Source organism: Streptomyces sp. NBC_01116, assembly GCF_041435495.1.
In the GTDB taxonomy this organism is placed as follows: Bacteria; Actinomycetota; Actinomycetes; order Streptomycetales; family Streptomycetaceae; genus Streptomyces.
Genome location: NZ_CP108644.1, coordinates 1,035,681 through 1,062,039, shown reverse-complemented (window position 1 = coordinate 1,062,039; position 26,359 = coordinate 1,035,681). Strand labels below are relative to the sequence as shown.

General features: G+C 72.2%; 31 protein-coding genes and 1 riboswitch. Of the genes, 13 read left to right on the top strand and 18 right to left on the bottom strand.

Annotated elements, in window-relative coordinates:
* Window positions 1-3: 3 nt before the first annotated feature.
* Together OG245_RS04380 and bioB are read right to left on the bottom strand one after the other, a co-directional pair.
* Complete coding sequence (locus OG245_RS04380) at window positions 4-1,347, bottom strand: adenosylmethionine--8-amino-7-oxononanoate transaminase (protein WP_371622233.1); 1,344 nt, start codon at window positions 1,345-1,347, stop codon at window positions 4-6.
* Window positions 1,340-2,629 (bottom strand): biotin synthase BioB, encoded by a 1,290-nt coding sequence (bioB, locus tag OG245_RS04375; RefSeq protein WP_371622232.1) that lies wholly within the window; start codon window positions 2,627-2,629, stop codon window positions 1,340-1,342. Before bioB ends, OG245_RS04380 begins: the two co-directional genes overlap by 8 nt.
* A 202-nt stretch (window positions 2,630-2,831) precedes the next feature.
* Between bioB and OG245_RS04370 the strand changes: the two genes are divergently transcribed.
* Complete coding sequence (locus OG245_RS04370; protein WP_371622231.1) at window positions 2,832-3,992, top strand: 8-amino-7-oxononanoate synthase; 1,161 nt, start codon at window positions 2,832-2,834, stop codon at window positions 3,990-3,992.
* Here OG245_RS04370 and OG245_RS04365 read toward each other — a convergent pair.
* The gene (locus OG245_RS04365; protein WP_371622230.1) at window positions 3,985-4,236 is read right to left on the bottom strand and encodes a DUF397 domain-containing protein; all 252 of its coding nucleotides are present in this window, start codon (window positions 4,234-4,236) and stop codon (window positions 3,985-3,987) included. The two genes, OG245_RS04370 and OG245_RS04365, sit on opposite strands and share 8 nt — an antisense overlap.
* 9 nt (window positions 4,237-4,245) lie before the next feature.
* Complete coding sequence (locus OG245_RS04360) at window positions 4,246-5,100, bottom strand: helix-turn-helix domain-containing protein (RefSeq protein WP_371622229.1); 855 nt, start codon at window positions 5,098-5,100, stop codon at window positions 4,246-4,248.
* A gap of 235 nt (window positions 5,101-5,335) precedes the next feature.
* Between OG245_RS04360 and OG245_RS04355 the strand changes: the two genes are divergently transcribed.
* Window positions 5,336-5,767: an ATP-binding protein gene (locus OG245_RS04355; RefSeq protein ID WP_371622228.1), complete on the top strand. Its 432-nt coding sequence runs from the start codon at window positions 5,336-5,338 to the stop codon at window positions 5,765-5,767.
* A 14-nt stretch (window positions 5,768-5,781) separates the two neighbouring features.
* Here the strand turns inward: OG245_RS04355 and OG245_RS04350 are convergent, their stop codons facing one another.
* Window positions 5,782-6,705 (bottom strand): LysR family transcriptional regulator, encoded by a 924-nt coding sequence (locus tag OG245_RS04350; protein ID WP_371622227.1) that lies wholly within the window; start codon window positions 6,703-6,705, stop codon window positions 5,782-5,784.
* A 73-nt stretch (window positions 6,706-6,778) separates the two neighbouring features.
* Here OG245_RS04350 and OG245_RS04345 point away from each other — a divergent pair, with 73 nt between their 5' ends.
* Complete coding sequence (locus OG245_RS04345) at window positions 6,779-7,438, top strand: LysE family translocator (protein ID WP_371622226.1); 660 nt, start codon at window positions 6,779-6,781, stop codon at window positions 7,436-7,438.
* A gap of 75 nt (window positions 7,439-7,513) precedes the next feature.
* Here the strand turns inward: OG245_RS04345 and OG245_RS04340 are convergent, their stop codons facing one another.
* From OG245_RS04340 to OG245_RS04330, 3 genes are all read right to left on the bottom strand, one after another.
* Window positions 7,514-7,984: a C40 family peptidase gene (locus OG245_RS04340; RefSeq protein WP_371622225.1), complete on the bottom strand. Its 471-nt coding sequence runs from the start codon at window positions 7,982-7,984 to the stop codon at window positions 7,514-7,516.
* Between the two features lie 3 nt (window positions 7,985-7,987).
* A riboswitch (cyclic di-AMP (ydaO/yuaA leader) is annotated at window positions 7,988-8,173 on the bottom strand.
* Between the two features lie 353 nt (window positions 8,174-8,526).
* Window positions 8,527-8,832 (bottom strand): hypothetical protein, encoded by a 306-nt coding sequence (locus OG245_RS04335; RefSeq protein ID WP_371622224.1) that lies wholly within the window; start codon window positions 8,830-8,832, stop codon window positions 8,527-8,529.
* A gap of 37 nt (window positions 8,833-8,869) precedes the next feature.
* Window positions 8,870-9,475, bottom strand: a complete 606-nt coding sequence (locus OG245_RS04330; protein ID WP_371622223.1) for an ATP-dependent Clp protease proteolytic subunit — start codon at window positions 9,473-9,475, stop codon at window positions 8,870-8,872.
* A gap of 85 nt (window positions 9,476-9,560) precedes the next feature.
* Between OG245_RS04330 and OG245_RS04325 the strand changes: the two genes are divergently transcribed.
* The gene (locus tag OG245_RS04325; protein WP_371622222.1) at window positions 9,561-9,845 is read left to right on the top strand and encodes a type II toxin-antitoxin system Phd/YefM family antitoxin; all 285 of its coding nucleotides are present in this window, start codon (window positions 9,561-9,563) and stop codon (window positions 9,843-9,845) included.
* An 85-nt stretch (window positions 9,846-9,930) separates the two neighbouring features.
* On the opposite strand, the gene OG245_RS04320 is transcribed toward OG245_RS04325, so the two are convergent.
* Entirely contained in the window at window positions 9,931-10,914 is a 984-nt protein-coding gene (locus OG245_RS04320; RefSeq protein ID WP_371622221.1) for an ABC transporter permease, read from the bottom strand.
* A 126-nt stretch (window positions 10,915-11,040) separates the two neighbouring features.
* Here OG245_RS04320 and OG245_RS04315 point away from each other — a divergent pair, with 126 nt between their 5' ends.
* From OG245_RS04315 to OG245_RS04285, 7 genes are all read left to right on the top strand, one after another.
* Window positions 11,041-11,661: a TetR/AcrR family transcriptional regulator gene (locus OG245_RS04315; protein WP_371622220.1), complete on the top strand. Its 621-nt coding sequence runs from the start codon at window positions 11,041-11,043 to the stop codon at window positions 11,659-11,661.
* 138 nt (window positions 11,662-11,799) lie between these two features.
* Complete coding sequence (locus tag OG245_RS04310) at window positions 11,800-12,102, top strand: urease subunit gamma (RefSeq protein ID WP_371622219.1); 303 nt, start codon at window positions 11,800-11,802, stop codon at window positions 12,100-12,102.
* A 13-nt stretch (window positions 12,103-12,115) separates the two neighbouring features.
* Window positions 12,116-12,427, top strand: a complete 312-nt coding sequence (locus OG245_RS04305) for an urease subunit beta (protein WP_371622218.1) — start codon at window positions 12,116-12,118, stop codon at window positions 12,425-12,427.
* Complete coding sequence (locus tag OG245_RS04300) at window positions 12,420-14,141, top strand: urease subunit alpha (protein WP_371622217.1); 1,722 nt, start codon at window positions 12,420-12,422, stop codon at window positions 14,139-14,141. The genes OG245_RS04305 and OG245_RS04300 overlap by 8 nt, the downstream gene beginning before the upstream one ends.
* Window positions 14,142-14,153: 12 nt before the next feature.
* A complete protein-coding gene (locus OG245_RS04295) occupies window positions 14,154-14,816 on the top strand; it encodes an urease accessory protein UreF (RefSeq protein WP_371622216.1) in 663 nt (220 codons plus the stop codon).
* 29 nt (window positions 14,817-14,845) lie between these two features.
* The gene (ureG, locus tag OG245_RS04290) at window positions 14,846-15,523 is read left to right on the top strand and encodes an urease accessory protein UreG (protein WP_371622215.1); all 678 of its coding nucleotides are present in this window, start codon (window positions 14,846-14,848) and stop codon (window positions 15,521-15,523) included.
* Window positions 15,520-16,308 carry an urease accessory protein UreD gene (locus tag OG245_RS04285; protein WP_371622214.1) on the top strand — a complete coding sequence of 263 codons (789 nt, stop codon included), beginning with the start codon at window positions 15,520-15,522 and terminating at the stop codon, window positions 16,306-16,308. Before ureG ends, OG245_RS04285 begins: the two co-directional genes overlap by 4 nt.
* 107 nt (window positions 16,309-16,415) lie before the next feature.
* Here OG245_RS04285 and OG245_RS04280 read toward each other — a convergent pair whose 3' ends face one another.
* The 7 genes from OG245_RS04280 to OG245_RS04250 form a co-directional block, all read right to left on the bottom strand.
* Window positions 16,416-17,468 carry an NAD-dependent epimerase/dehydratase family protein gene (locus OG245_RS04280; protein ID WP_371622213.1) on the bottom strand — a complete coding sequence of 351 codons (1,053 nt, stop codon included), beginning with the start codon at window positions 17,466-17,468 and terminating at the stop codon, window positions 16,416-16,418.
* Window positions 17,469-17,585: 117 nt separating this feature from the next.
* The gene (locus tag OG245_RS04275; protein ID WP_371622212.1) at window positions 17,586-18,302 is read right to left on the bottom strand and encodes a lysophospholipid acyltransferase family protein; all 717 of its coding nucleotides are present in this window, start codon (window positions 18,300-18,302) and stop codon (window positions 17,586-17,588) included.
* A gap of 175 nt (window positions 18,303-18,477) precedes the next feature.
* Window positions 18,478-18,636: a hypothetical protein gene (locus tag OG245_RS04270; protein WP_003970622.1), complete on the bottom strand. Its 159-nt coding sequence runs from the start codon at window positions 18,634-18,636 to the stop codon at window positions 18,478-18,480.
* Window positions 18,637-18,702: 66 nt separating this feature from the next.
* A complete protein-coding gene (locus OG245_RS04265; protein WP_371622211.1) occupies window positions 18,703-19,653 on the bottom strand; it encodes a cytochrome c oxidase assembly protein in 951 nt (316 codons plus the stop codon).
* A gap of 122 nt (window positions 19,654-19,775) precedes the next feature.
* Window positions 19,776-20,801, bottom strand: a complete 1,026-nt coding sequence (locus tag OG245_RS04260; RefSeq protein WP_003970624.1) for a 6-phosphofructokinase — start codon at window positions 20,799-20,801, stop codon at window positions 19,776-19,778.
* Between the two features lie 210 nt (window positions 20,802-21,011).
* Complete coding sequence (locus tag OG245_RS04255; RefSeq protein ID WP_371622210.1) at window positions 21,012-21,737, bottom strand: type 1 glutamine amidotransferase; 726 nt, start codon at window positions 21,735-21,737, stop codon at window positions 21,012-21,014.
* Between the two features lie 34 nt (window positions 21,738-21,771).
* Window positions 21,772-23,010 carry a MurT ligase domain-containing protein gene (locus tag OG245_RS04250; RefSeq protein WP_215102165.1) on the bottom strand — a complete coding sequence of 413 codons (1,239 nt, stop codon included), beginning with the start codon at window positions 23,008-23,010 and terminating at the stop codon, window positions 21,772-21,774.
* 114 nt (window positions 23,011-23,124) lie between these two features.
* Between OG245_RS04250 and def the strand changes: the two genes are divergently transcribed.
* Window positions 23,125-23,670, top strand: coding sequence for a peptide deformylase (gene def / locus OG245_RS04245; protein ID WP_371622209.1), 546 nt, complete (start codon window positions 23,125-23,127; stop codon window positions 23,668-23,670).
* Window positions 23,671-23,707: 37 nt separating this feature from the next.
* Here def and OG245_RS04240 read toward each other — a convergent pair whose 3' ends face one another.
* Window positions 23,708-24,370: a TetR family transcriptional regulator gene (locus OG245_RS04240; protein WP_073804780.1), complete on the bottom strand. Its 663-nt coding sequence runs from the start codon at window positions 24,368-24,370 to the stop codon at window positions 23,708-23,710.
* Window positions 24,371-24,557: 187 nt separating this feature from the next.
* On the opposite strand from OG245_RS04240, the gene OG245_RS04235 reads away from it, so the two are divergent.
* Entirely contained in the window at window positions 24,558-25,784 is a 1,227-nt protein-coding gene (locus OG245_RS04235) for an acyl-CoA dehydrogenase family protein (RefSeq protein WP_371622208.1), read from the top strand.
* Between the two features lie 65 nt (window positions 25,785-25,849).
* On the opposite strand, the gene OG245_RS04230 is transcribed toward OG245_RS04235, so the two are convergent.
* A complete protein-coding gene (locus OG245_RS04230) occupies window positions 25,850-26,338 on the bottom strand; it encodes a glutathione peroxidase (protein WP_371622207.1) in 489 nt (162 codons plus the stop codon).
* Between the last annotated feature and the right edge of the window lie 21 nt (window positions 26,339-26,359).

The following is a 26,359-nucleotide window of genomic DNA, read 5'->3' as shown; positions in this document are numbered from 1 at the left end:
GGCTCAGCCCTCCCGTGCTGCCGCGCACACGGCCCGGCAGATCCGGGCCACGTCCTCGTCCCCCGTGACGTACGGCGGCATCGTGTAGACGAGATCGCGGAACGGCCGCAGCCAGACGCCCTCGCGCACGGCCGCACGGGTCGCCGCCGCCATGTCCACCTCGTGATCGAGCTGGACGACCCCGATCGCCCCCAGGACGCGCACGTCCACCACCCCGGAGAGGTCCGCGGCGGGAGCGAGCCCGGAGCGCAGACCCGCGCCGATCCGCGCCACCTCGCCCTCCCAGTCCTGTCCGAGCAGCAGGTCCACGGAGGCGGAGGCCACCGACGCGGCCAGCGGATTGCCCATGAACGTCGGTCCGTGCGCCAGCACCGGCACCTCGCCGCTGGAGATGCCCTCGGCCACCCGAGTGGTGCACAGCGTGGCCGCCATTGTGAGGTAACCGCCGGTCAGGGCCTTGCCGACGCACATGACGTCCGGTGAGATCCCGGCGTGCCCGGCGGCGAACAGCTTGCCCGTACGCCCGAATCCGGTCGCGATCTCGTCGAGGACCAGCAGGACGTCGTGCTCGTCGCAGGCCTCGCGCAGGACCCGCAGATAGGCGGGGGAGTGGAACCGCATCCCGCCGGCCCCCTGCACCACCGGCTCCACGATGACCGCCGCGAGCTCGTCGGCGTGCTCGGCGATCAGCTCCCGCAGATGCGTCACGTAGGCGGGGTCCGGCTCCGCGTCGAAGCCGTCCGGCGGGGCGTCGGCGAAGACCTGGCGGGGCAGGGACCCCGACCACAGCTCGTGCATCCCGCCCTCCGGGTCGCACACGGACATCGGCTGCCAGGTGTCCCCGTGGTAGCCCCCGCGCCAGGTCAGCAGCCGCTGCTTGGCCGGGCGCCCGGCCGAACGCCAGTACTGGAGGCACATCTTGACCGCGACCTCCACGGAGACGGACCCCGAGTCGGCGAGGAAGACGTGCTGGAGCGGTCCGGGGGTGATCTCCACCAGCCGGGTCGCCAGCCGGACGGCGGGCTCATGGGTGAGCCCGCCGAACATCACATGGCTCATACGGTCCAGCTGGCCCCGCGCGGCCTCGTTGAGGACCGGGTGGTTGTAGCCGTGCACCGCCGACCACCAGGAGGACATGCCGTCCACCAACTCGCGCCGCCCCTCGACGGGTTCGGCGAGCCGGAGTCGTACGCCGGAGGCCGACTCCACGATCAGCGGCTCCTGGCGGCCGGGCATCGGACCGTACGGATGCCAGACGTGCGCCCGGTCCAGGGCCCGCAGTTCGTCGGGCGCGTACGGCTTCGGCGCGGCGGACAGGGGGAGTGCGGGGGCGTACGGCTCAGGCATTGGGCGCGAGATCCGTTCCCGCGCCCCGACGGCGGACGGCCACCAGATCCGTGCGCGCCGCTCCGGCCGCCTCCGTACGCGAGGCCGGCACGCCCTCCCCGGTGCCCCCGACGCCGCCCACCTGCTGCTGCTCCTGCTCCCCGTGGCCGCCGCACGGCCCGCAGCCACCGCCGCCTCCGTGGGAACCGCAGCCCGCGGCTCCGGCGGTCCCGTGCGACCCGCAGCCGGGCCCCGCCGTGGCATCGTCCTGCGTCCCGCGGCCGCCGCTCAGGGCGTCGGCCCGGTGGCGCGGCAGCGTCGTCGTGCCCGCGCCCTCCACCTCGAAACCGGCGTCCGCGATCATGTCCAGGTCGGTCTGGCCGGCCTGGCCCTCACTCGTCAGGTAGTCGCCCAGGAAGATGGAGTTGACCAAGTGGAGCGCCAGCGGCTGCATCGAGCGCAGGTGCACCTCGCGGCCTCCCGCGAGCCGGACCTCGACGTCGGGGCAGACGAAGCGGACCATCGCCAGAATGCGCAGGCAGCGCTGCGGGGTGAGATTCCACTCCTTGGCGAGCGGCGTCCCCTCGAACGGGATCAGGAAGTTCACCGGCACCGAGTCCGGGTCCAGGTCCCGCAGCGCGAACACGACGTCGACCAGGTCCTTGTCGCTCTCGCCCATCCCGGCGATCAGCCCGGAACACGCCGAGAGCCCGGCGGCCTGGGCCTGCTGCACGGTCTCCACCCGGTCCGCGTACGTGTGGGTGGTGGTGATGGCCCCGTACGTCTCCTCGGACGTGTTGAGGTTGTGGTTGTACGCGTCGGCGCCCGCCGAACGCAGCCGGTCGGCCTGCCCGTCGGAGAGGAGCCCGAGGCAGGCGCAGACCTCGACGCCCTCGTTCTCCTCCTTGATCGCCTCGATGGTCTTCGAGACCCGGTCGACGTCCCGGTCCGTCGGACCGCGCCCGCTCGCCACCAGGCAGACCCGCTTGGCGCCGCCCGCCACTCCGGCGGCGGCGGCCCTGGACGCCTCGTCCGGCTTCAGCCAGGTGTACTTGAGGATCCCGGCCTTCGAACCGAGCCGCTGCGAGCAGTAGGAGCAGTCCTCGGGGCAGAGCCCCGACTTCAGGTTGACCAGATAGTTGAGCTTGACGCGCCGCCCGAACCACTGACGGCGCACCTTCCCGGCGGCCGCCACCACGTCGAGCAGCTCGTCGTCGGAGGTCGCCAGTACGGCGAGCGCTTCTTCGCGGGTCGGCAGTTCGCGCCGCAGCCCCTTGTCCACCAGCGTGTTCAGCAGGTCCATGAAAGATGATCCTGGCCTACGGCACCGCCTCCAGCCAAGGAGGAACCAGACAGGAGACCCGGGCGCGGGTGTGTGTATTGCCACACCCTGACCTGCTGCGCACCCGGTTAGGGTCTGTTGGCTGCCTACAAAGGGACCGTCCGTACCGGGCCGTCCCCGCGGAGCCGCCCGCCGACGGCCCGCCTACCCAAGGGACCGCCCCATGTCCTTCGCCCCGTTCGACTGGATCGACGCCGAGGCCCGCAGCCGGGCCGCCGCCGGACTCGTACGGACCCTGCGTCCGCGCGGCGCCGAGCCGGAGCTCCTGGACCTCGCGAGCAACGACTACCTGGGCCTCACCCGGCACCCGGAGGTCACGGCCGCCGCCGCCGGCGCGGCCCGGCGCTGGGGGGCGGGGGCGACGGGGTCCCGGCTGGTCACCGGCTCCACCGCCCTGCACGCCCGACTGGAACAGGAGCTCGCCGCGTTCTGCGGTTTCGAGGCGGCCCTCGTGCTCTCCTCCGGGTACGCGGCCAATCTCGCCGCGCTGACCGCGCTGACCGGACGCGGCTCCCTCATCGTCTCCGACGCGGGCAACCACGCCTCGATCGTGGACGGCTGCCGGCTCTCGCGCGCCGAGACCGCCGTCGTGCCCCACGCCGAACCGGAGGCGTTCGAGAAGGCCCTGCGGGGGCACGACGGGCGGGTCCTCGCGGTCACCGACTCGGTCTTCTCCGTCGACGGCGACGCCGCCCCGCTCCGCGCCCTGGCCGAGGTCTGCCGCTCCGGAGACGCCGCCCTGCTGGTCGACGACGCCCACGGCCTCGGCGTGCTGGGCGACGGCGGCCGCGGCGCGCTCGCCGCGGCCGGGCTGGCGGGCGGCGACGGGATCGTGGCCACGCTCACGTTGTCGAAGTCGCTGGGCAGCCAGGGCGGAGCGGTCCTGGGGCCCGCCCGGGTCATCGACCACCTGGTCAACACGGCCCGTACGTTCATCTTCGACACCGGACTCGCCCCGGCGGCGGCCGGCGGCGCGCTCGGCGCCCTCGGGGTGCTGCGCCGGGAGCCCGAACGGGCTTCCCGCGCCCGGGAGGTGGCGCTCGCGCTGCACGGCAGGCTCACCGCCGCCGGGCTGAGGGCGGTCCGGCCCGACGCGGCCGTCGTCTCCGTCCGGGCGCCCTCGGCGGACGCGGCGGTGCGCTGGGCGGCCGACTGCCGCGCGGCCGGGATGGCGGTGGGCTGCTTCCGCCCGCCGTCGGTACCGGACGGCGTCTCGCGGCTGCGGCTGACCGCGCGGGCCGACCTGACCGAGGAGCAGATCACGACCGCGGTGGCCACGGTCCTCGCCACCGCTCCCCGGCAGGCGGACGCTCCGGTCAGGTGAAGCGCGCCGGCTCGGCTCCGTGCGGGCCGAGCCCGTCCACGAACGTGCTCCAGGCCGCTGCCGAGAAGCGCAGCGGAGGCCGGTGCACGTCCTTGGAATCGCGTACGGCGAGGAGTGCGCCGCCCAACAGGGCGGTCTCCACGCAGTTGTTCATCCCGGTCGAGCGGCTGCTGCGCCGCCACCGCGGCGCGGGCGGCGCGGTGGACGGCGCCGGTGCGGCGGGCGGTGCGGGACGGTCTGACATGGCGGCCCCTTAGCTGCGTCTGATCTCGGTGATGAGGTCCAGCGAGCGTTCTGGTGACAGCGCGTGCGCCTGCAAGGAACGGAAGGCCGAGCTGTACGCGTCAAGGTCTTCTTTCCGTTCCAGATAGAGGCTACTCGTCAAGTGGTCAAGAACGACCACATCCAGATCAGAAATGTTCGGAAAGGAGAAGATAACAAAAGGGCCCGTGAGTCCGACGTATCCACCCACCGAGAACGGCAGTAACTGAAGCTGCACATGCGGCAGTTGAGCAACCTGGGTCAGGTGATGCAGTTGGTCCCCCATCACCTCCGGTCCACCCACCTCACGGTGGAGCACCGCCTCGTCCAGCACGGCGGTGAAGCGCAGCGGCGGACTCCCGCGCAGCACCCGCTGGCGGGTCAACCGGACCTCGACCAGGGAGTCGAGCCTGCCGTCCGGTAACCCGTCCAGCGAGGCACGGGTCACGGCCCGCGCGTATCCCGCGGTCTGGAGCAGTCCCGGCACCACCGAGGTCTCCAGCGTCCGGACCGTACTGGCCTGCGACTCCAGGCTGATGAAATCGCGGTACTGCGGCGGGATCAACCCCCGGTAGGCGTGCCACCAGCCCGAACCGCCGCCGCCCGCCGACCCCGCGAGGACTTCGAGCAGGGAGCGCAGCTGGGTGTCGCGCACCGCGTAGACGTCCAGCAGCCGTGCCACGTCGGCGGGCGTCACCCCGCTCGCGCCCGTCTCGATGCGGCTCACCTTCGACTGGTGCCAGCCGAGCAGCCGCGCCGCGTCCCGGCTGGTCAGCCCGGAGGTGTGGCGCAGACTCCGCAGCTCCTCACCGAGCTTGCGGCGTCGGACGACGGGGCCGTGCAGCATGCCGGTCTCCTTCTGCTGTCGGGAAGGGCCGGTCCGTCACCGGAGCCGGCCCGCAGAGGGGTCAGTGTGCCGCCCGTCCACGCCGCACGGGTCCCGAATTCACCGCTTCGAGCGACAGATATATGCATATCTTGGCCGAACGTCGTTACAGGGAGCTGCATCAATGGCAATCTGGCGCGAAGCACAATCCTGGCCGGCCGCCGGTCGGCCAGGGCGGGAAAGGGACGGCGTCGCCATGGCAGACCATCAGGAAGCAACCGTCACGCTGCCGACCGATCCGGTCTCGGTCTCATCGGCCCGCAGACATGTCGCCAGGACCCTGGTCCAGTGGGGCCTGTCCGAGGACACCGACTTCGCCGACACCATCCGGCTGATCGTCTCGGAGCTGGCCACCAACGCGGTCCAGCACACGTTCGGCCAGTCGCCCACCTTCACCGTGGACCTGCGCCTCGAACGCGACGAGGAGCTGTACCTCGGCGTCACGGACAGTCACCCCCGCTGGCCCCAGCGGTTGCCCGCCGCCGTACGGCAGGACAACGGCCGCGGCATGGTCATCATCCGGGCGCTGGCCAAGGAGCGTGGTGGGCGGGTCCAGGTGACCCCGACCGCCGAGGGCGGCAAGACGGTCTGGATCGCCCTCCCCTGGGTCGTCCCGGTCCAGGGCTGACCCCGCGGTGAAGCTCATCGGGCCGGAGCCGTGCTCCCGCGGCCGAAGCCGCCGCGCAGCAGCGCGAGCAGCGTCGCCGCCGCGGCGGTCGACCGGTCGCCCCGGTGCACGACCGAGATGGTCCGGCGGAACGAAGCGGGCTCCAGCCGCCGGACCGACAGCGGGGCCGCCGCCATCGAGGCGACCATCTCCGGCACCACCGCCACCCCGAGACCCGCGCTGACCAGCGCGCACACCAGCGCGTATCCGGGCGACTCGCAGACCACGGCGGGCGTCGCCCCGGCCTCGGCGAGCGCGTTCTCGACCCCGCGCCGGGGCGGATGGGAGGGCGCGCTGCTGATCAGCGGCCGCCCCGCCAGCTCGCCGACCGGAAGCCGCCCGGTGCCCTCGGAGAGCCGATGGCCCACCGAGGTGACCAGCACCAGCTCCTCGACCAGCAGGGGTTCGACGAGAACGCCCGCCGACGGGGGCTCGGCCGCCGCCGGTTCGTACGCGTGGGTCAGGGCGAGGTCCACCTCGCCCGCGACCACCGCCGCGATCCCGCCGGGCGGTTCGTAGTCGGCGACGGCCAGCTCGACGTCCGGATGGGCCCGCCGGAACGCGCTCAGGACCGGCGGCAGCAGATGGATCCCGGCCGTTGTGAACGTGCCCACCCGCAGTCTGCCGCCCGAGAGCCCGGCCAGTCGCGCCAGCTCGTGCCGCGCCTGGTCCAGCTCGTCCAGGACCCGCCGGGCCCGGCCCGCCAGCAGCTCGCCCGCCGCCGTCAGCCGCGCCCCGCGGTGGTGGCGCACCAGCAGCGCCGCCCCGGCCTCCCGCTCCAGTTTGGCCAGCTGCTGGGAGAGCGCGGGCGCGGTGTAGCCCAGGCGGGCGGCGGCCCGGGTGATCGATCCGGCCTCCGCGACCGCCACGAGGGCCGCGAGCCGTGTCGGGTCGTACATGAAAGCGTTCCTTTAGGCAGACCCAGAAGATTGCAAGTACACGCTAAAGGCTGCGTCGGTCCAAGGTGGACCCATGGACGCACAACTGATCGCCTTCACCGGGGTCGCCGCCGGCATGGTCGCGCTGCCCGGCGCCGATTTCACCGTCGTCGTACGCAACGCCCTGGCATCGCGCACCGCCGGCCTGGCCACCGCGCTCGGCGTCGCCGGAGGGCTGCTGGTGCACACCGCGCTGGCGGTCGCCGGGCTCGCCGCGGTGCTGGTGACCATGCCGGTGCTCTTCCGCACCGTCCAGCTGCTCGGCGGCGTGTACGTGCTCTGGCTCGGGATCAGCGCGTTGTACGCGATCCGCCGCCGGCCCTCGCCGGACAGCTCCGGATCGCCCTCCGGCACACGGGAGGGCGATCCGGGGCGGCCCGTGCCCAGGGAGTTCGGACGCGCGCTGCGCCAGGGGTTCCTGACCAACGCGCTCAACCCGAAGGCCCCGGTCCTCTTCCTCAGCCTGCTGCCGCAGTTCGTGCCCCACGGTCAGCCGCCGCTGCCCAGGACCCTGCTGCTCGCGGCCCTGGTGGTGGTGCTGGCGCTGATCTGGTTCCCGGCCGTCGCCCTGCTCGTGGACCGGCTGGGCCGGTGGCTGCGCCGCCCGCGTACCGCCCGCGCCATCGAGGGCGGCAGCGGGGTGGCGCTCACCGGTCTGGGACTGGCGCTGGTCACCGGCCCCCTGCTGCGCTGAGGGCGTGGTGGGCGTGGTGGGCGGCCCCGAGGCAGGGCCGGGCCGCCCGCACGGAAAGAGCGTCCGGTCGGTGGGTCAGCGGACCCGTCCGTACCAGACGCTCTTGGACCAGATTTTGGCCAGTCGCACCACGTCCCCCGATTTGGGGGAGTGCCAGATCTTCCCGGCCCCGGCGTAGATGCCCACGTGGTAGACGCTGCGCCCCGAATGGAAGAAGACGAGGTCGCCGCGTTTGCGCTGCGACTTCCCGATGTGGCGGGTCTTGTTGTACTGCTGCTGTGCCGTGCGGGGGAGCTTCTTGCCGGCCTTCTTGAACGAGTAGGCCGTCAGCCCCGAACAGTCGAAGCGGCTGGGACCGGCCGCTCCGTACTTGTAGGGAGCCCCCTTCTTCGACGCGGCGACCTTCAGCGCCTTCGTCGCGTGGCCGGCGGCCTCGGCGTCGCTCACCAGACCGGGCGCCAGCATCGAGGACGTCACGGCCAGGGTGAGTACCGAGGCCGTGCCGACCCGGGCGAACAGGGACGGGACATGAACCTGCGCAGACATGCGCAACCCTTCGTCAGCCGCCTGTGAAGGATGACCTGTCGGGTTCGGGCTGGCGAAGTTGCCCGGCCGCTGACGCGGCTTCACCCCGAGGGCTTCCCGGTCTCCCGGTCGGCCCGTTGTGCTCGGGTCCTCCACTCCTGCCGATCCACTCCTGTCGACCAGTCATCCGGGCGGCGGCAGGACTCGGCGTCCGCCCGGACCGCCCCGCCGCGGTGGCGGGGGCTTGTCGTCCCAGGGATCTTGACTCACCCGGTGCCGGATTTCCGAGCTGAAACGGCGGTTTGTGAGTCTCCTCACCACTGATCCATTCAGGTGGACAGGTCGGATTCGCGCTCGTCGGCGAGCCGGGCGCACACCCTCGTACCAGCGACGAAAGCGTGCTTTTCGAGTACGGAACGCGCGCCGAACGCAAGTTGAGCCGTCGCTCGTGCGGGTGATCGTCTACGCCGAACGAGCGAGGAGAATCGGTCCCGGGACCGGGCGTGTCGTGCGCGGCTCCGACCGGTCCGCTCCCGTATGGCGCTCCCCGTGCGCGGGGCCGGTCAGTTCACGGGCGGTGGCATCGCGACCCGGCCCGCCCTGCGCTCCCCGTCGAGGACGCGCAGGGCCCGCGCCAGGGTGGCGGCGTGGATCCGCGACTCGCCGCGCTCGTGCATCAGGGCCAGGGCGTCGCGCAGGGCCGCGGCCCGGGAGGCCAGGGCCTGGGCGGCCCGCAGCGCGCTGTAGGTGTCGCTGCCGCGGGCCGGATTGATCCGGCCCACCTGGTCGAGCACGGCCAGGTAGCAGTCGACGAGCTCGCCCTCGGCGCGGGTCAGTGCGGGCAAGGGTGGGAAATCGGTTGGCTCCATCGGCGTTTCACCTCGCGTCGTACGGCGGCCGGGAGAGTCAGCGGTTCTCCACGACGTGGTCGACCAGCCCGTAGGCGAGGGCGGCCTCGGCGTCGAGGATGGTGTCGCGCTCGATGTCGGCGGTGACCTGCTCCGCGGTCCGGCCCGTGTCCCGGACCAGCATGGCCGCGAACATCTCGCGGGTGCGCACCAGTTCGCGCGCGTGGATCTCCAGGTCGGACGGCTGGCCCCGCATCGGCTCCTCCATCGCGGGCTGCTGGATGACTACCCGCGCGCCGGGCAGCGCATGTCGGCGCCCCTTCGCCCCGGCCGCCAGCAGGGCCGCCGCGTACGAGCCCGCCTGCCCCAGGCAGAAGGTCTCCACCTCGCAGGTGAGGAACCGCATCGTGTCGTAGACCGCGGCCATCGCCTGGAACGTGCCGCCGGGGGAGTTGATGTAGAGCGACAGGGGCCGGTCCGGATCGGCGTGCTCCAGATACATGAACTGGGCGATGAGGTCGCTCGCGGCGACGTCGTCGACCGGGGTCCCGAGGAAGACGATCCGCTCGGACAGCAGCTTGGAGTACGGGTCCAGCGTCCGGGTTCCGGTCGCGGTGCGCTCGGTGAACTCCGGCAGTACGTAGCGGGCGTCGGGGCGGATCATGGCGGTGCCTCTCTCCTGGAACTGACCATCCGTCTGTTCGTCCGTAAAAAATGTACAGGACGTACAGAAGGTTATGATGGGGACTATGGCCTACGAGATTCCGGTGACGCAAGCACGGGCGGAGCTCGCCGAACTGATCAACCGCGTTGTCTACGGCGGCGAACGCGTGGTGGTGACGCGGCACGGCAAGCCGCTCATCGCGCTGGTTTCCGCAGCTGACCTGCAACGACTCGAAGAGGAGGAGTCCGCCGCCGAGGAGCAGGTGATCAGCTCGGTCTCCTCGATCGGCTCCGCGTCCTCCGCTCAGGGCGAACGGCGCAGGTTCGGCATCGCCGCCGAGCACCGCCCCCACGACGGCCGGGACGGCTGAGACCGCGACGGCCCCGGGGACAGCGCGAAGCCGGGTGCCCCTCCCGAGGGAGGGGCACCCGGCTCGGCCGACGTGGTTCCGGCGCTCAGCCGGTCAGGGCCGGCTCCCGCGCGGGTTCGGCCGGCTGAGCCGCCGTCGGCGCCCGGCGGGCGAACAGCACCGCCGCCAGGCCGAACAGCGACCACAGCGAGAGCGTCAGCACGGCGCCGCCCGCCGCGCTCCCGTCGAAGAAGGCGACCGAGCGGAGCAGTGAACCGCCCGCGCCCGGCGGGAGCCACTGGCCGATCGCGCCCACGGGCTCGGGCAGCAACTCCGGTGCGCTCGTGACCCCGGAGAAGGGGTTGCCCAGCAGGACCATCAGCAGCGCGCCGAGTCCGATGCCGCGCGGCCCGAACAGGGCGGCGATCCCGGCCACCGCCGAACCGATGGCCAGCACGGTGAGCGCGATCGCTCCCGCCTCCGTCCACCAGTCGCCCGTGATCACACCGAGCCAGCTGTGCGCCACGGCGGCGGCGGCGAGGCCGACCAGTCCGGCCGACCCGGCGAGGGTCACCGCGGCCCGCGCCCCGCGCAGTCCCATCAGGGTGACGACCGCTCCGGCCGCCATGCCCGCGAGGGCCAGCGGCAGGACGCTCGCGCCGAGTGCGCTGCCGCGCGGGTCCCCGGGCGCCGCGGCGACCACATCGGTGACCCGGACCGGCGTGTCCTCGGGCGCGGACGCCGTCACGGCCTCGCGCAGCAGCTGGGAGACGACGGGGCTCGCCGCCGAGGCGGTGAGCAGGTGCGGCCCCTGCGGGGTGACGACGACGGCTCCGTATACGACCCGGTCCTCGATCGCGGTGCGGGCGGCCGCCTCGTCGTCGAAGCGGTGCACCTCGAACGCGCCGTCGCGCTGCTCGAAGCGCTGTTCCAGCTGCTGGGCCGCCGGTGCCGGGCCCGCGACCCCGATCGGGAGGTCGTGCGGCGCGATCCGGGCGGCGGGCCAGGCGAAGGCCCAGAGGGTGAGCGTCACCATCAGGGGGATCAGCAGGATCACCGCCACCGCGCGGCGGTTGGGTGCGGTGGACATGAGGGGCCTCGATTCGTGCGGCGACGGAGAATTCACAGAGAAGGATCGTTCGTTTTGCGTCCTGCCCCCACTGTCGGCACGCCGTCCGGGATTGTCAAGAAGGAATGTTCGTTTTAGATTGGCGTCATGGCTCGCGTATCCCAGGAACACCTCGACGCCCGCCGCCGTCAGATCCTCGACGGCGCGGCGCGCTGCTTCGCCCGCAACGGATTCCACGGCACGTCCATGCAGGACGTCCTCAAGGAGGCGGGTCTGTCCGCCGGGGCGGTCTACCGCTACTTCCCCGGTAAGGAGGACATCATCGCGGCCATCACCGAGGAGACGTTCGCCGTCATCCGCGGCGCCTTCGAGGAGGCCTCCCGCATGGCGCCGCCGCCCACTCCGGACGCGCTGCTCGGCCGGGTGCTCGGCGGGGTGCTCGCGGGGGAGGTGCACGGGCTGGAGCGCCGGGCCTTCGCCGCGCTCGTCGTCCAGCTCTGGTCCGAGACGCTGCGCGACGAACGGCTCGCCGCGCTGCTCGACGACGGTTACGCCACCATGCGCGTCGCCTGGACGAAGCTCGTCGACGCCTACCGTTCCGCCGGAATCCTGACGAGCGATGTGCCCGGCGACGACGTGGCGCGCACGATGATCGCCACGGCACAGGGTTTCATCGTGCAGGAGGCGCTCTTCGGGGACGTGCGCCCCGAAGTGCTGGAGAACGGGTTGTGCGGGTTGATGTCCATGAACCCGCAAAAGATCAGTTAACGCAACGGAAAAACTTCCGCCCTAACGTGCAATGCCTGGTCGCGAGGGGGCCGTTCCTCGTTCAACGAACTGTTGAACAGGGATAAGGTCCCGCTGCGTCCGGAGCCGGAGCCGGACGGAAGACGATGAGGTGGAAGCGTGCAACTGACCCCGCACGAGCAGGAGCGTCTGCTCATCCATGTGGCCGCCGACGTGGCCGAGAAGCGCCGGACACGCGGGCTGCGGCTCAATCACCCCGAGGCCGTCGCCCTGATCACCGCACATCTGCTGGAAGGTGCCCGGGACGGCCGCACCGTCGCCGAACTCATGGTTTCCGGACGTAAGTTGCTCACCCGGGACGAGGTCATGGAAGGCATCCCCGAGATGCTCCACGACGTCCAGGTCGAGGCGACCTTCCCGGACGGCACGAAGCTCGTCACCGTCCACGACCCGATCGTCTGACGGGGCCGCGCGGATGATTCCCGGAGAGATCCTGTACGGGGACGGGGACATCCCCGTCAACGAGGGGCGGACCGTCACCCGCCTCACCGTCCTCAACGCCGCCGACCGCCCCGTCCAGGTCGGCTCCCACTACCACTTCGCCGAGGCCAACCCCGGGCTGCGCTTCGACCGCGCCGCCGCCCGCGGGCTGCGGCTGCACATCGCCGCCGGCACGGCGGTCCGCTTCGAACCCGGCATCCCCGTCGATGTCGAACTCGTCCCCCTCGCCGGCCGCCGCGTCGTCCCCGGCCTGCGCGGCGAATCCGGAGGTGCCCTCGATGCCTGACCTCAAGAGATCCGTGTACGCCGACCTGTTCGGGCCCACCACGGGCGACCGGATCCGGCTGGCCGACACGGACCTGCTCGTCGAGATCGAGGAGGACCGCTCGGGCGGCCCCGGACACGCGGGCGACGAGGCGGTGTTCGGCGGCGGCAAGGTGATCCGGGAGTCGATGGGCCAGGCCCGCACCACCCGCGCCGAGGGCGCGCCCGACACCGTCATCACCGGGGCCGTCGTCATCGACCACTGGGGCGTCGTCAAGGCCGACATCGGCATCCGGGACGGCCGGATCACCGGCATCGGCAAGGCCGGGAACCCGGACACCATGGACGGCGTCCACCCCGACCTGGTGATCGGCCCGGAGACCGAGATCATCGCGGGCAACGGGAAGCTGCTCACGGCCGGAGCGGTCGACGCCCATGTCCACTTCATCTCGCCGACCCTCATCGACCAGGCGCTCTCCAGCGGCATCACCACCCTCGTCGGCGGCGGCACCGGCCCCGCCGAGGGCAGCAAGGCCACCACCGTCACCCCGGGGCCCTGGCACCTGGCCCGGATGTTCGAGGCGCTGGAGACCTTCCCGGTCAACATCGGGCTGCTCGGCAAGGGCAACACGATGTCGCAGGAGGCCATGCACTCCCAACTGCGCGGCGGCGCACTGGGATTCAAGATCCACGAGGACTGGGGCGCGACGCCCGCCGTCATCGACGCCTGTCTCACCGTCTGCGAGCGGACGGGCGCGCAGCTCGCCATCCACACGGACACCCTCAACGAGGCCGGGTTCGTCGCCGACACCCTCGCCGCCATCGCCGGCCGGACGATCCACGCGTACCACACCGAGGGGGCGGGCGGCGGACACGCGCCCGACATCATCGGCGTGGTCTCCGAGCCGTACGTCCTGCCCAGCTCCACCAACCCCACCCGGCCGCACACCGTCAACACCATCGAGGAACACCTCGACATGCTGATGGTCTGCCACCACCTGAACCCCGCCGTCCCCGAGGACCTGGCCTTCGCGGAGTCCCGGATCCGGCCCTCCACCATCGCGGCCGAGGACATCCTGCACGACCTCGGGGCCATCTCGATCATCTCCTCGGACTCCCAGGCCATGGGGCGGATCGGCGAGGTGGTCCTGCGGACCTGGCAGACCGCCCACGTCATGAAGAAGCGGCGCGGAGCCCTGCCCGGGGACGGACGGGCCGACAACCACCGGGTCCGTCGCTATGTCGCCAAATACACCATCAACCCGGCCGTCGCCCAAGGACTGGACCGGGAGATCGGCTCCGTGGAGACCGGCAAGCTCGCCGACCTCGTCCTCTGGGACCCGGCGTTCTTCGGCGTGAAGCCGCAGACCGTCATCAAGGGCGGCCAGATCGCGTACGCGCAGATGGGCGACGCCAACGCCTCCATCCCGACGCCCCAGCCGGTCCTGCCCCGGCCGATGTTCGGCGCCCTGGGACGCGCGGCCGCCCACAGCTCGTTCAACTTCGTCTCCGCCGCGGCGATCGAGGACGGGCTGCCCGAACGCCTCGCCCTGCACAAGCGGTTCGTGCCGATCACCAGTACCCGGGGGGTCACCAAGGCGGACATGCGGGAGAACGACGCCGTGCCGCAGGTCCACGTCGACCCCGACAGCTTCGCCGTCACGATCGACGGCGACCCGGTCGAGCCGGCGCCCGCGGCGGAACTGCCCATGGCCCAGCGTTACTTCCTCTTCTGAGCGGATCGGGTCATGTCACGCGCAGCACTTCTCGTCCTGGCCGACGGCCGGTTCCCCGCCGGAGGGCACGCCCACTCCGGCGGCGCCGAACCGGCCGTCGCCGAGGGACGCGTCCTCGACGCCGACTCCCTCGCCGACTTCTGCCGGGGCCGGCTGCACACCACGGGCCTCACCGCCGCCGCCCTCGCCGCCGCGGCGGCCCACGGCCTCGACCCGCTCGCCCTCGACGAGGCCGCCGACGCCCGTACGCCCTCGCCCGCCCTGCGGGCCACCGCGCGCAAGCTCGGCCGGCAGATGATGCGGGCCGCCCGCGCCACCTGGCCGGGCCCCGAACTGGACGCGCTCGCGGCGGCCCGGCCGCGCGGCGCCCACCAGCCGGTCGTCCTCGGGCTCACCGCACGGTCGGCGGGTCTGGGCCCCGTGGACGCCGCCCACTGTGTCGCGTACGAGACCGTCAGCGGCCCCGCCACCGCCGTCGTCCGGCTCCTCTCCCTCGACCCCTACCACGCCACCGCCGTACTCGCCCGGCTCGCCCCCGAGCTGGACCGGGTCGCCGAACAGGCCGCCGAGGCCGCCCGGCGGGGCATCGACGCCCTGCCCGCCGCCTCGGCACCGCTCCTCGACATCACCGCCGAGGCGCACGCCGCCTGGCCGGTCCGCCTCTTCGCCTCGTAGCCACCCCTGCGACCACCACTGGAGCTCCCATGCACCTCGGCCACTCCCACGACGGCCCCGCCGCCGTCAGCGCCGACGCCACCCGCCCCGACGGCACCCGGCGTGCCCTGCGCATCGGGCTCGGCGGTCCCGTCGGCTCCGGCAAGACGGCCACCGTCGCCGCCCTCTGCCGCGAACTGCGCGACCGGCTCTCCATCGCCGTCGTCACCAACGACATCTACACCCAGGAGGACGCCGCCTTCCTCCTGCGCAACGCGGTCCTGCCGCCCGAGCGGATCCAGGCCGTCGAGACCGGGGCATGCCCGCACACCGCGATCCGCGACGACATCTCCGCCAACCTCGAAGCCGTCGAGGACCTGGAGGACGCGGTCGGCCCGCTCGACCTGATCCTCGTCGAGTCCGGCGGCGACAATCTCACCGCGACCTTCTCCAAGGGGCTGGTCGACGCGCAGATCTTCGTCATCGACGTCGCGGGCGGCGACGACATCCCGCGCAAGGGCGGCCCCGGCGTCACCAGCGCCGACCTCCTGGTCGTCAACAAGACCGACCTCGCCCCCTACGTCGGCTCCGACCTGGAGCGGATGGCCCTCGACGCCAAGAAGCAGCGCGGCGAACTCCCCGTCGCCTTCACCTCGCTGACCTCGGCGGAAGGCGTCGGCCCGGTCGCCGACTGGGTGCGGGCACAGCTCGCCGCCTGGGCCGCGTGAGCGTCCGCGCGACGGCCCGGCTGCGCGCCGAGCCCGACGGGCGGGGCGGGACCGTCCTGCCCGTCCTCGTCAGCGACGGGCCGCTCGCCCTGCGCCGCACCCGCTCGCCGCGGGCCGCGTACGCCCGGGTCACCGTCGTCGGCGCGATGAGCGCCCCGCTGAACGGCGACCGGCTGGCGATCGGGGCGGACGTCGCGGACGGGGCGCGGCTCACCGTGGACTCGGCGGCGGCCACCGTGGCCCTCCCGGGCCCACGGGCGGACACCGGCCCGTCCACGTACGGGCTGGACCTGACCGCGGGGGAGGGGGCCGTGCTGCACTGGCTCCCCGAACAGCTCGTCTCCGCCCACGGCAGCGACCTCCACCAGACCACCCGGGTCCGACTCGCCCCCACCGCCCGCCTGCTGCTGCGCGAGGAACAGATCCTCGGCCGCCACGGCGAGCCCACCGGCGCGCTCACCACCCGGCTCACCGTCCACCGCGCGGGCCGCCCGCTCCTGGACCAGCAACTGGCCTACGGGCCCGGCGCCCCCGAGGGCTGGGACGGCCCCGCCGTCCTCGGCGGCCACCGGGCCGTCGGCCAACTGCTCCTCGTCGACCCGGTCTTCGAGGACGCCCCGCTCCCCGCGCGGCTCCTCGGGCCGACCGCCGCCCTCACCCCGCTCGCCGGCCCGGCGGTCCTGGTGACCGCCGTGGCCGCCGACGCCCGCCTGCTGCGCGGGATCCTGGACGGGGCGATGCGCGAGCTGCTGGACGGGCCGAAGGCCGAGCACGACACGGGGTGAAGGCGGCCCGGCCGACGGAGCCCGCTCGGCGAACCTCCTCGGCACCCCGCACCCCGCACCCCGCGCCGTCGCCGTGGATCACCCAGGAGGCTCCCGACCGGGGCCGCTCAGCGCCGCCCCCGGTCGTACGCCTCCAGCCAGGCGTCCTCCGCCGCGTAGTCGAAGAGCCATGCGCCGTAGTTCTTGAGCATCTTCGGGAACGCCTCCCGCCAGTCGCGCTCCGCCAGCTGTCCGGCGAGCCACTCGACCGTCTCCGGCAGCGACTCCACGTACCCGGTCACCGGGCGGTACCCGAGCTGCTCCTCGGCCGACGTCATGTCGTAGACCACCGGGTGGGCGCCGCTCCACGGTGTCACCCCGACCTGCCCTTCCGGGGAAGCGCCGTCGATCAGCACCGTCTCCGTCTCCCGCCCGAGGACGTCGTCGATCGCCGACGCGATCTCCGCGACCGTGGGGGCCTCGGGGTCCGCCGCGTTCAGCACGCGGGAGCCCGGATTCCCGGCGGCCAGCCGGATCAGCTCCGCCGCGTTGGACACATGGACCGGATGGAAGCGGCTCTTCCCGCCGTACGCGAACACCCGGCGCCGACGCCCGTCGACCAGCCGCTTCACCACGTACAGCTCGCGCGGTGTGCGGCAGTGCGGACCGTGGACCGCGCCCGCGCGCAGCAGCGTCACCGGCAGTTCCCCGCCCGCCGCCAGCAGCTCCCGTTCCAGCAGGATCTTCCGCGTCCCGTACGTGGCGTCCCCCGGCGCCACCGTGCGCCAGGTCTCCGGCAGCGGCACGGGATAGCGGGGGAAACCGTCGGTCGAAGCCTGCGTGTCGAAGCTGCGGCCCCGGTCGTCCTCGTACACCGCCCCGCTGGAGATCACGACGGCCGACCCGATCCGGCCGGCCAGCCCCGTCAGCTGCCGGGCGTGCGCGCCGTCGTACGCCACCATGTCGACCAGCACGTCACAGCCGTCGCCCAGCGCCCGGCCGAGCGCCCCCTCCTCGTCCCGGTCGAGCGCCACCGCCCTGACCCCGGCGTCCCACCCCTCGTCCCGGCCGCCGCCGCGCGAGGCCGCGGTGACCTCCCAGCCGTCCGCGGCCAGCGCCCGCACCGCGGCCCGCCCGATCTGGCCCGTCGCACCCAGCACCCATGCGTGTCCTCTGCTCATGACCCGACGCTAGGGGAGCGGACCCGCCGGGGGCGAGGGCGCTCTGCCGGTGGCGTATTCGCGCTCGGCGCCGGAGCCCCGGGAACCTTTTCGGCGTCGGAGCCCCGGGGGGCTTCCTCAGCGTCGCAGCTTGGGGAACTTCCTCGGCGGCGCGGCCTCCTGCTCGGCCGCCTTCACCTTGGCCGCGTACTCGTCCACGTACTCCTGGCCGGAGAGTTCGAGGATCGCGTACATGATCTCGTCCGTGACGGCCCGGATCGCCGCCTTCTGGTTCTCCAACCCCGCGTAGCGGGAGAAGTCGAGCGGTTCGCCGAAGCGGATCGCGACCCGTTTGATCTTCGGCACGACCTGGCCGGGCGGCTGGATCTCGAAGGTGCCGACCATGGCGCAGGGAATCACCGGCGCCTGCGCGGTGATCGCCATCACCGCGACCCCGACCTTGCCCTTGTAGAGCCGGCCGTCGTGCGAGCGGGTGCCCTCCGGGTAGATCCCCAGCAGCTCGCCCTTGCCCAGCACACCGAGCCCCTCGCGGATGGCGGCCTGCCCGGCGTCCTTGCCGGACCGGTCCACCGGGATCTGCCCGGCGCTGCGGAAGAAGGCGGCGGTGAGGCGGCCCTTGATCCCCGGCCCCGTGAAGTATTCGGCCTTCGCCAGGAAGGTGATGCGGCGCTTGATGATGGCCGGCATCAGGAAATGGTCGGAGAAGGAGAGGTGGTTGCCCGCGACGATCGCCGCCCCGTCCTCCGGAATGTTCTCCAGGCCCTCGATCCGGGGCCGGAACAGCAGCCGCAGCACGGGCCCCAGCACGACATGTTTCAGGACGTAATAGAACACCTTGCGGGTGCACCTCGCTCTGCCGGGTCGGCGTCGGGGCTGTACTGCCGGATCACGGTGGTGCCGGGGCGCTACAGCGTAGACCCCGGCACCACCGGTCGACCGTAGCGAACCGGTCTCCCGGCTCGTACCCGCCTCCCGGCCCGTCAGGCGTCCTCACCCGCGGGAGGGGGGCTCAGGTGTCCTGTGTGGCCAGCATCCCGAGGGTGCACAGTCCCAGCACCACCCAGCCGAACCAGAGCCAGCCGCTGCTTCCCAGCGCCACCGTGTACGCGGTCACCGCGATCAGGGCCCCGCCGGTCATGTATCCCATGGTCTTCGTCGATCCGGACATGCGCGCACGCTCCTCGTCGGCCGCGCGGCCGTTGTCCCCATGGTCACCCCGTATGCGCCCTCCGCGCTACTGTCCGCGCGCCTGCAAAGACGCGAGATAGGCGTTGTAGGCCGCCAGCTCCTTGTCACCGTCGCGGTCGGCGGCCCGGTCCGTGCGCCGGGCGGTGCGCTGCTCGGAGCGGTACCACTGGAAGACCAGCGCGATCAGCACCAGCACGGACGGGATCTCGCTGAACGCCCACGCGATGCCGCCCGCCCAGTTCTGGTCGCTCAGGGCGTCGATGCCGAGCGAGGCCGGCGGGTTCTCGTACGTCTTCACCATCGGCGTCGACGCCATCATCAGCGCGATCCCGAAGAACGCGTGGAACGGCATCCCGGCGAACAGCTCCAGCATCCGCATCAGATAGCCGGGCCGGTGCGGGCCCGGGTCCACGCCCATGATCGGCCAGAAGAAGACCAGGCCGACCGCGAGGAAGTGCACCATCATCCCGAGGTGGCCCGGCTTCGAGCTCATCAGGAAGTCGAAGAGCGGCGTGAAGTACAGCGCGTAGAGGCTCGCGATGAACAGCGGGATGGTGAACACCGGATGCGAGATGATCTTCATGTACCGGCTGTGCAGCAGCTTCAGCAGCAGCTCGCGCGGCCCGGTCCGCCCCCGCCCGGCCGGCGGCAGCGCGCGCAGCGCCAGCGTCACCGGGGCGCCCAGCAGCAGCAGGATCGGCGACAGCATGCTGATCACCATGTGCTGCACCATGTGGACGCTGAACATGACCATGCCGTAGTCGTTGAGCTTGGTGCACATCACCAGCGCGATGCTCAGCACACCCACGACGAAGAACACGATCCGGTTCACCGGCCAGCCGTCCCCGCGCCGACGCAGCCGCACCACGCCGTACCCGTACAGGGCGAGCGCCAGGATGCAGCCGGTCAGGAAGAACGGGTCGACGGAGAGCTCCAGCCCCCGCCCCAGCGTGAACGGCGGCAGATCCATGTTCATGCCGTGCCCGCTGTGATCCATCTGTTCACTCCCGATGGGGACACGTCCCCGTTTCGTGCCGGTTGTCCGGTCCAGAGTAGAACTGCCCCCGGCCGCGGTTGCGGCCGGGGGCAGTTCTGGACGACGTGTCCTCGGGAGGTGTTCTAGAGCACGCACTCCGCCTCGGCGTACCGCTCGGCGGGGACCGTCTTCAGCGTCTCGACGGCCTCGCCCAGCGGCACCATCACGATGTCGGTGCCGCGCAGCGCGGTCAGCATCCCGAACTCGCCCCGGTGCGCCGCCTCCACCGCGTGCCAGCCGAACCGGGTCGCCAGGACCCGGTCGTACGCGGTGGGCGTGCCACCGCGCTGGACGTGGCCGAGGATGACCGGGCGGGCCTCCTTGCCGAGCCGCTGCTCCAGCTCCCCGGAGAGCTGCGTGGCCACCCCGGCGAACCGCTCGTGACCGTAGATGTCCTTGACGCCCTGCTCGAACTGCATGGAGCCCTCGCGGGGCTTGGCGCCCTCGGCGACCACGACGATGGCGAACTTCTTGCCCGCCGAGAAGCGCTTGCCGACCAGCTCGGTCAGCTCGTCGATGTCGAAGGGGCGCTCGGGCACCACGATGGCGTGGGCGCCGGCGGCCATGCCGGAGTGCAGGGCGATCCAGCCGGTGTGGCGGCCCATGACCTCGACGATCAGCACCCGCTGGTGCGACTCGGCGGTGGTCTTCAGCCGGTCCAGGGCCTCGGTGGCGACGCCGACGGCGGTGTCGAAGCCGAAGGTGACGTCGGTGGAGGCGATGTCGTTGTCGATGGTCTTGGGGACACCGACGATCGGGAGACCGGCCTCGGAGAGGAGGTTCGCGGCCTTGAGGGTGCCCTCGCCGCCGATCGGGATGATGGCGTCCAGGCCGAGGTCCGCGACATGGCCGCGGGCGCGCTCCACGCCGTCGCGCAGATGCGCGGGCTGGACCCGGGAGGAGCCGAGGATCGTGCCGCCGCGCGCCAGGATGCCGCCCACCGCGTCAAGGTCGAGCTTGCGGTAGTCGCACTCCAGGAGGCCCTTCCAGCCGTCGTGGAAGCCGATGACCTCGTCGCCGTGGTCCACCACCGCGCGGTGCACGACGGAACGGATGACGGCGTTGAGGCCGGGGCAGTCGCCGCCGGAGGTGAGTACGCCAATGCGCATGGCCCGGAAACCTTTGCAACGTTAAGTCGACGACCGGACCCCGTCGTCCGGCTGGATCCCCGCCACCCTACCGGCGCAGGGTGGCGGGACCGAACCCGCCGTCCGCCTGCTGGACTCCGCTCAGCCGAGCGGGAAACACCTCAGGCGAACACCGCTCAGGCGAGCGGAAAGTGCCTCATGCGGACCCTGCTCGGGCGAGCGGAGACCAGCTCAGGCGGGCTGCGTCGCCGAGGCGATCCGCTCGGCGCGCAGGGCGTCGTACCAGCGGTCGTCGGTGGGCGGCAGCGCGTTCACGTCGAGGGCCAGCTTCAGCAGCAGATCGGCGATGTGCGGGTTGCGGGCCATCACGGGACCGTGCATGTACGTCCCGAAGACCGTGTCGTTGTACGCGCCCTCCGTGCCGTCCCCGGTGCCGTTGCCCCGGCCGAACTGCACCCGGGCGAACGGCCGTGCCGTCGGGCCGAGATGGGTGACGCCCTGGTGGTTCTCGAACCCGGTCAGCGGCGGCAGCCCGAGGTGCGGGTCGATGTCCGCCAGTACGTCGCCGACGCACCGCGCGCCCTCGCCGCGGGTGGAGACCACGTCGAGCAGACCGAGACCGGCCTCGCGCTCTCCGAGGTCGTTGACGAACTCGTGCCCGAGGATCTGGTAGCCCGCGCAGACCGAGAAGATGATCGCGCCGTTGGAGGCGGCCCGGCTCAGCCCGCCGTCGCGGCGCAGCCGCTCGGCCGCCAGGCGCTGCGGACGGTCCTCACCGCCGCCGATCAGATAGATGTCGCCGGACGTCGGCACCGGCTGGTCGCTGCGCACGTCGACGCGCTGCACGTCCAGACCGCGCTGCCGGGCACGCCGCTCCACGACCAGGGCGTTGCCCTGGTCGCCGTAGGTGCTGAGCAGGTCGGGGTAGACCCAGACCAGACGCAGACCGTTGTTCATGCTTCGTCCTCTCCGGAGGTGGCCGGGGCCGGGGTCAGTTGCCGACACGACGGCGCAGATCCTGGAAGGCGGTGTAGTTGGCGATGACCTCGATGCGGCCGGGCGGTGCGTAACCCACGGCCTCGTCGAGCGTCTCGCAGACCCGGAAGTCGAGACCGGCCACTTCGAGGCGGACCGCGAGGTCCAGCTTCCGGTCGCCGAGCACGAAGATCGGGTGACCCGCCAGCTGCGTGTAGTCCACGTCCCACAGCCAGGAGGTGTCCGTGCCGTCCGCGCCGCGCGCGTTCACCGAGAGGATCACCGGCGTCGGCGGCGGGTCGATGAGCGAGAACGTCTCCAGCCAGCCGGCCGGGTTCTTCGCCAGCAGCAGACGCAGCTCACGGTTCTGGAAGGTGACGACGTCGTAGCGTCCGGCCACCGCCTGCACCTGGTACATCCGCTCCAGCGCGACCTGCGGCGGCACGCCGAAGACGGCGGCGACGGCGGCGGAGCTGGTGGCGTTCGCCTTGTTCGCCCGGCCCGGCAGCTGGAGGTGGATCGGCCACGCCGAACCGTGCGGGTCCAGGACGTAGTCGCCGTTCAGCGCCCAGCTCGGGGCGGGGCGGCGGAAGCCGCACTGCCCGCAGAACCAGTCGTCGCCCGGACGCTGCATCACACCGCCGCAGGACGGGCAGGACCAGGCGTCGTCCTTCCACGCCTGGCCGGCCGCCACCCACACCACGTTGGGCGAGGAGGAGGCCGCCCAGACGACCAGCGGGTCGTCCGCGTTCGCGATGACCACGGCCTTCGAGCCGGAGAGGCCCTCACGCCAGTGCTCGGCCATCATCCGGGTCTCCGCCGCGCGGTCCAGCTGGTCGCGGGAGAGGTTGAGCAGGGCGATCGCCTTGGGCGTGGTGTCGCGCGCGACACCCGCCAGATACTTCTCGTCGACCTCGATCACGCCGAACTTCGCGTCCGAGCCGCCGGCCAGCGCCGAGGTGATGCCCGCGGGCATGTTCGCGCCGAGCGCGTTCGACACGACGGGCCCGGCGGCCCGCAGCGCCTCGGCGATCAGCCGTGTGGTGGTCGTCTTGCCGTTCGTCGCCGACACGAGGATCACGTCCAGGTGCTGCGCCAGCCGCCCCAGCAGGTCGGGGTCGAGTTTGAGCGCCACCCGGCCGCCGATCACCGATCCGCTGCCCCGCCCCGCGGCGCGTGACACCGCCGCCGCGGCCTTGCCCGCCGTCACGGCCAGTTTGGCCCGCGGCGACAACGGCTCCGTGTTGCCTGCCATCGTCCTAGATCCTCCTTGCATCGGTCCGCGCCCAGCCTATCGATGTCCGGCGCGGCGACCGCACCGCGGCACCACGGGAACTCCCCGGCCCCGGCGGAACGTAACCTTGCCGCCATGCGAAACCGCCCGATCCCCGGCAGTTCCGGACTCGTCCGTGAGATGAGTCTGCTCGGCGACCCGTTGCTCCACCGCGCCTGCGAGGACGTCACGGACTTCGGCCCGTCGCTGGCGCGGCTGGTCGAGGACATGTTCGCGACGATGTACGCCGCGCAGGGTGTCGGGCTCGCCGCCAATCAGGTCGGCGTCCCGCTCAAGGTGTTCGTCTACGACTGCCCGGACGACGACGATGTCCGCCATCTGGGACACGTGGTCAATCCCGAACTGGTCGAGGCGGACGGACTCACCGTACGCGGACCGGAGGGCTGTCTGTCACTTCCCGGTCTGGAAGCGGGCACGGATCGCTTCGACCACGCGGTCGTCGAGGGCCTCACGATGACCGGCGAGCCGGTCCGGATCGCCGGGACGGGTTGGTTCGCCCGGTGCCTCCAGCACGAGTGCGACCACCTGGAGGGCAGGGTCTACACCGACCGGCTGACCGGGCTGCGGCGCACCCGGGCGCTGCGCGCGGCGCGCCGGGCGCCCTGGGCGCGCGGGCGCTGAGCGGCGCCGGGCTCCCGGGTGCGGCGTCCGGATCGGGTCAGAACCCCGGGCCGCCCTGGCGGTCGCCCGCCTCCGCGAGCCTGCCCCACAGCAGGTCGGCGAGGCTGCTCACCAGCCGTTCGCGGGAGCAGGGCCGGTCGCCGAGCCACCAGTCGCCCGCCGCGTGCATCATGCCGACGATCCCGTGCCCCCAGATGCGGGCCATCTGCTCGCTGTCCGGGCCCAGGTCGACGCGCTCGGCGATCACCTGGCCCAGCTCCTCGCCGAGGCGGCGCAGCAGCGGGGCGGAGTGCCGGCCGACGTCGAATCCCTGCTCGGGGGAGGGGGCTGTGTCGGCGGCGGCACCGTCAGCAGGATGCATCAGGAAGCGGTAGACCTGGGGGCGGGCCTCGATCGCGGCGAGATAGGTGTCGAGCGTCGACTCCACCCGCTCACGCCGGTCGGCGGGCGCGTCCAGGGCGGCCCGCAGGGCGATGAGCAGGGCGTCGGTGTGGCGCTTTGCGAGGGCGCGGTAGAGGCCGCCCTTGTCCCCGAAGTGGCGGTAGAGGATGGGTTTGGTGATCCCGGCCTCGGCGGCGATGGCGTTCATCGAGGCCTGCGGTCCGTCCCTGAGCACCACCCGGTCCGCCGCTTCCAGCAACTCGCGGCGGCGGCTCTCGGCCGCGGTCCGCTGTCGCTCGGCGCTTCGTGCGGTCTCCATGTCGTCTCTTCTCCCACCCCTGGCCACGCGATGCCGTCGCACCGCCTCTGCACGCCCGCGCAACGTAACACTCCGCGGGACGGGCGCCTGATCGGCTCCGTGGCGGTTGACAGTACCTACTTGTCGGTAACAGACTGTGGTTACCGCGAGTAACACATGGTTTTCGCCGCAGTGCCTGGAGGGGAACATGGCCGAGTTCACGCTTGAGCTCAACGACGACCAGAAGCAGGTCAAGGAGTGGCTCCACGGCTTCGCGGCGGATGTCATCCGCCCCGCCGCCTCGGAGTGGGACGAGCGTGAGGAAACGCCCTGGCCCGTCATCCAGGAAGCGGCCAAGGTCGGCATCTACTCCCTGGACTTCTACGCCCAGCAGTTCTTCGACCCTACGGGTCTCGGTATCCCCATGGCCATGGAAGAGCTCTTCTGGGGCGACGCGGGCATCGCCCTGTCGATCGTCGGTACGGGCCTGGCGGCCGTCGGCGTCCTCGCCAACGGCACCGAGGAGCAGATCGGCACCTGGATCCCGCAGATGTACGGCGACGCCGACGACGTGAAGGTCGCCGCCTTCTGCTCGTCCGAGCCCGACGCCGGATCCGACGTCGCCTCGATGCGCACCCGGGCCGTCTACGACGAGGCCAAGGACGAGTGGGTCCTCAACGGCACCAAGACCTGGGCGACCAACGGCGGCATAGCCAACGTCCACGTCGTCGTCGCCGTCGTCGACCCCGACATCGGCTCCAAGGGCCACGCCTCCTTCATCGTGCCGCCGGACACCCCCGGCCTCTCCCAGGGCCAGAAGTTCAAGAAGCACGGCATCCGCGCCTCGCACACCGCCGAGGTGGTCCTGGAGGACGTCCGCGTCCCCGGACACTGCCTGCTCGGCGGCAAGGAGAAGCTCGACGAGCGCCTCGCCCGCGCCCGCGAGCGCGCCAGGTCCGGCGGCGAGCGCGTCAAGAACGCGGCGATGGCCACCTTCGAGGCGTCCCGCCCGGCCGTCGGCGCGATGGCCGTGGGCACCGCCCGCGCCGCCTACGAGGTCGCCCTCGACTACGCGAAGACCCGCAGCCAGTTCGGCCGGCCGATCATCGACAACCAGGGCATCGCCTTCCAGCTCGCCGACATGCGCACCCGGATCGACGCCGCCCGGCTGCTGGTCTGGCGCGCCTCCTGGATGGCCACCACCGGCAAGCCGTTCACCTCGGCCGAGGGCTCCATGTCCAAGCTGTACGCGAGCGAGACCGCCCGGGACGTCACCGCGCAGGCCATCCAGATCCTCGGCGGCAACGGATTCACCCGTGAGTACCCGGTCGAGCGCATGCACCGCGACGCGGCGATCTACACCATCTTCGAGGGCACCAGCGAGATCCAGCGCCTGGTGATCGCCCGCACCCTGTCGGGCATGCCGATCCGCTAGCTGCCGCGGGCGACGGGGAAGGGGCGGTCCGGGACACGCGTACCGGACCGCCCCTTCCGGCCTGCTCAGCCGGGCAGCTGCGCCTCGATCGCCGCCACGACCTCCGTGGCCTCGGGCTCGGAGCGCGGCCGGAGCCGGGCGACGGGCTCACCGGCCGGCGAGATGAGGAACTTCTCGAAGTTCCACTGGACGTCCCCGGCCTCCCCGTCCGCGTCCGCCAGCTTCGTCAGCTCCACGTACAGCGGGTGCCGGTCCGCGCCGTTGACGTCGATCTTCTCCAGCAGCGGGAAGGTGACCCCGTACGTCGTCGAGCAGAAGCTCTGGATCTCCTCCGCGCTGCCCGGCTCCTGCCCGGCGAACTGGTTGCACGGGACACCGAGCACGGTCAGGCCCCGGTCCCCGTAGTTCTGCTGCAACCGCTCCAGACCCTCGTACTGCGGGGTGAGCCCGCACTTGGAGGCCACGTTCACCAAGAGGACGGCCCGGCCGCTGTACGCGCCCAGCGTGGTCGGCTCGCCCGCGAGGGTGCGCAGCGGAATGTCGTGCAGCGTCATGAAACTCTCCCTGATCATTGC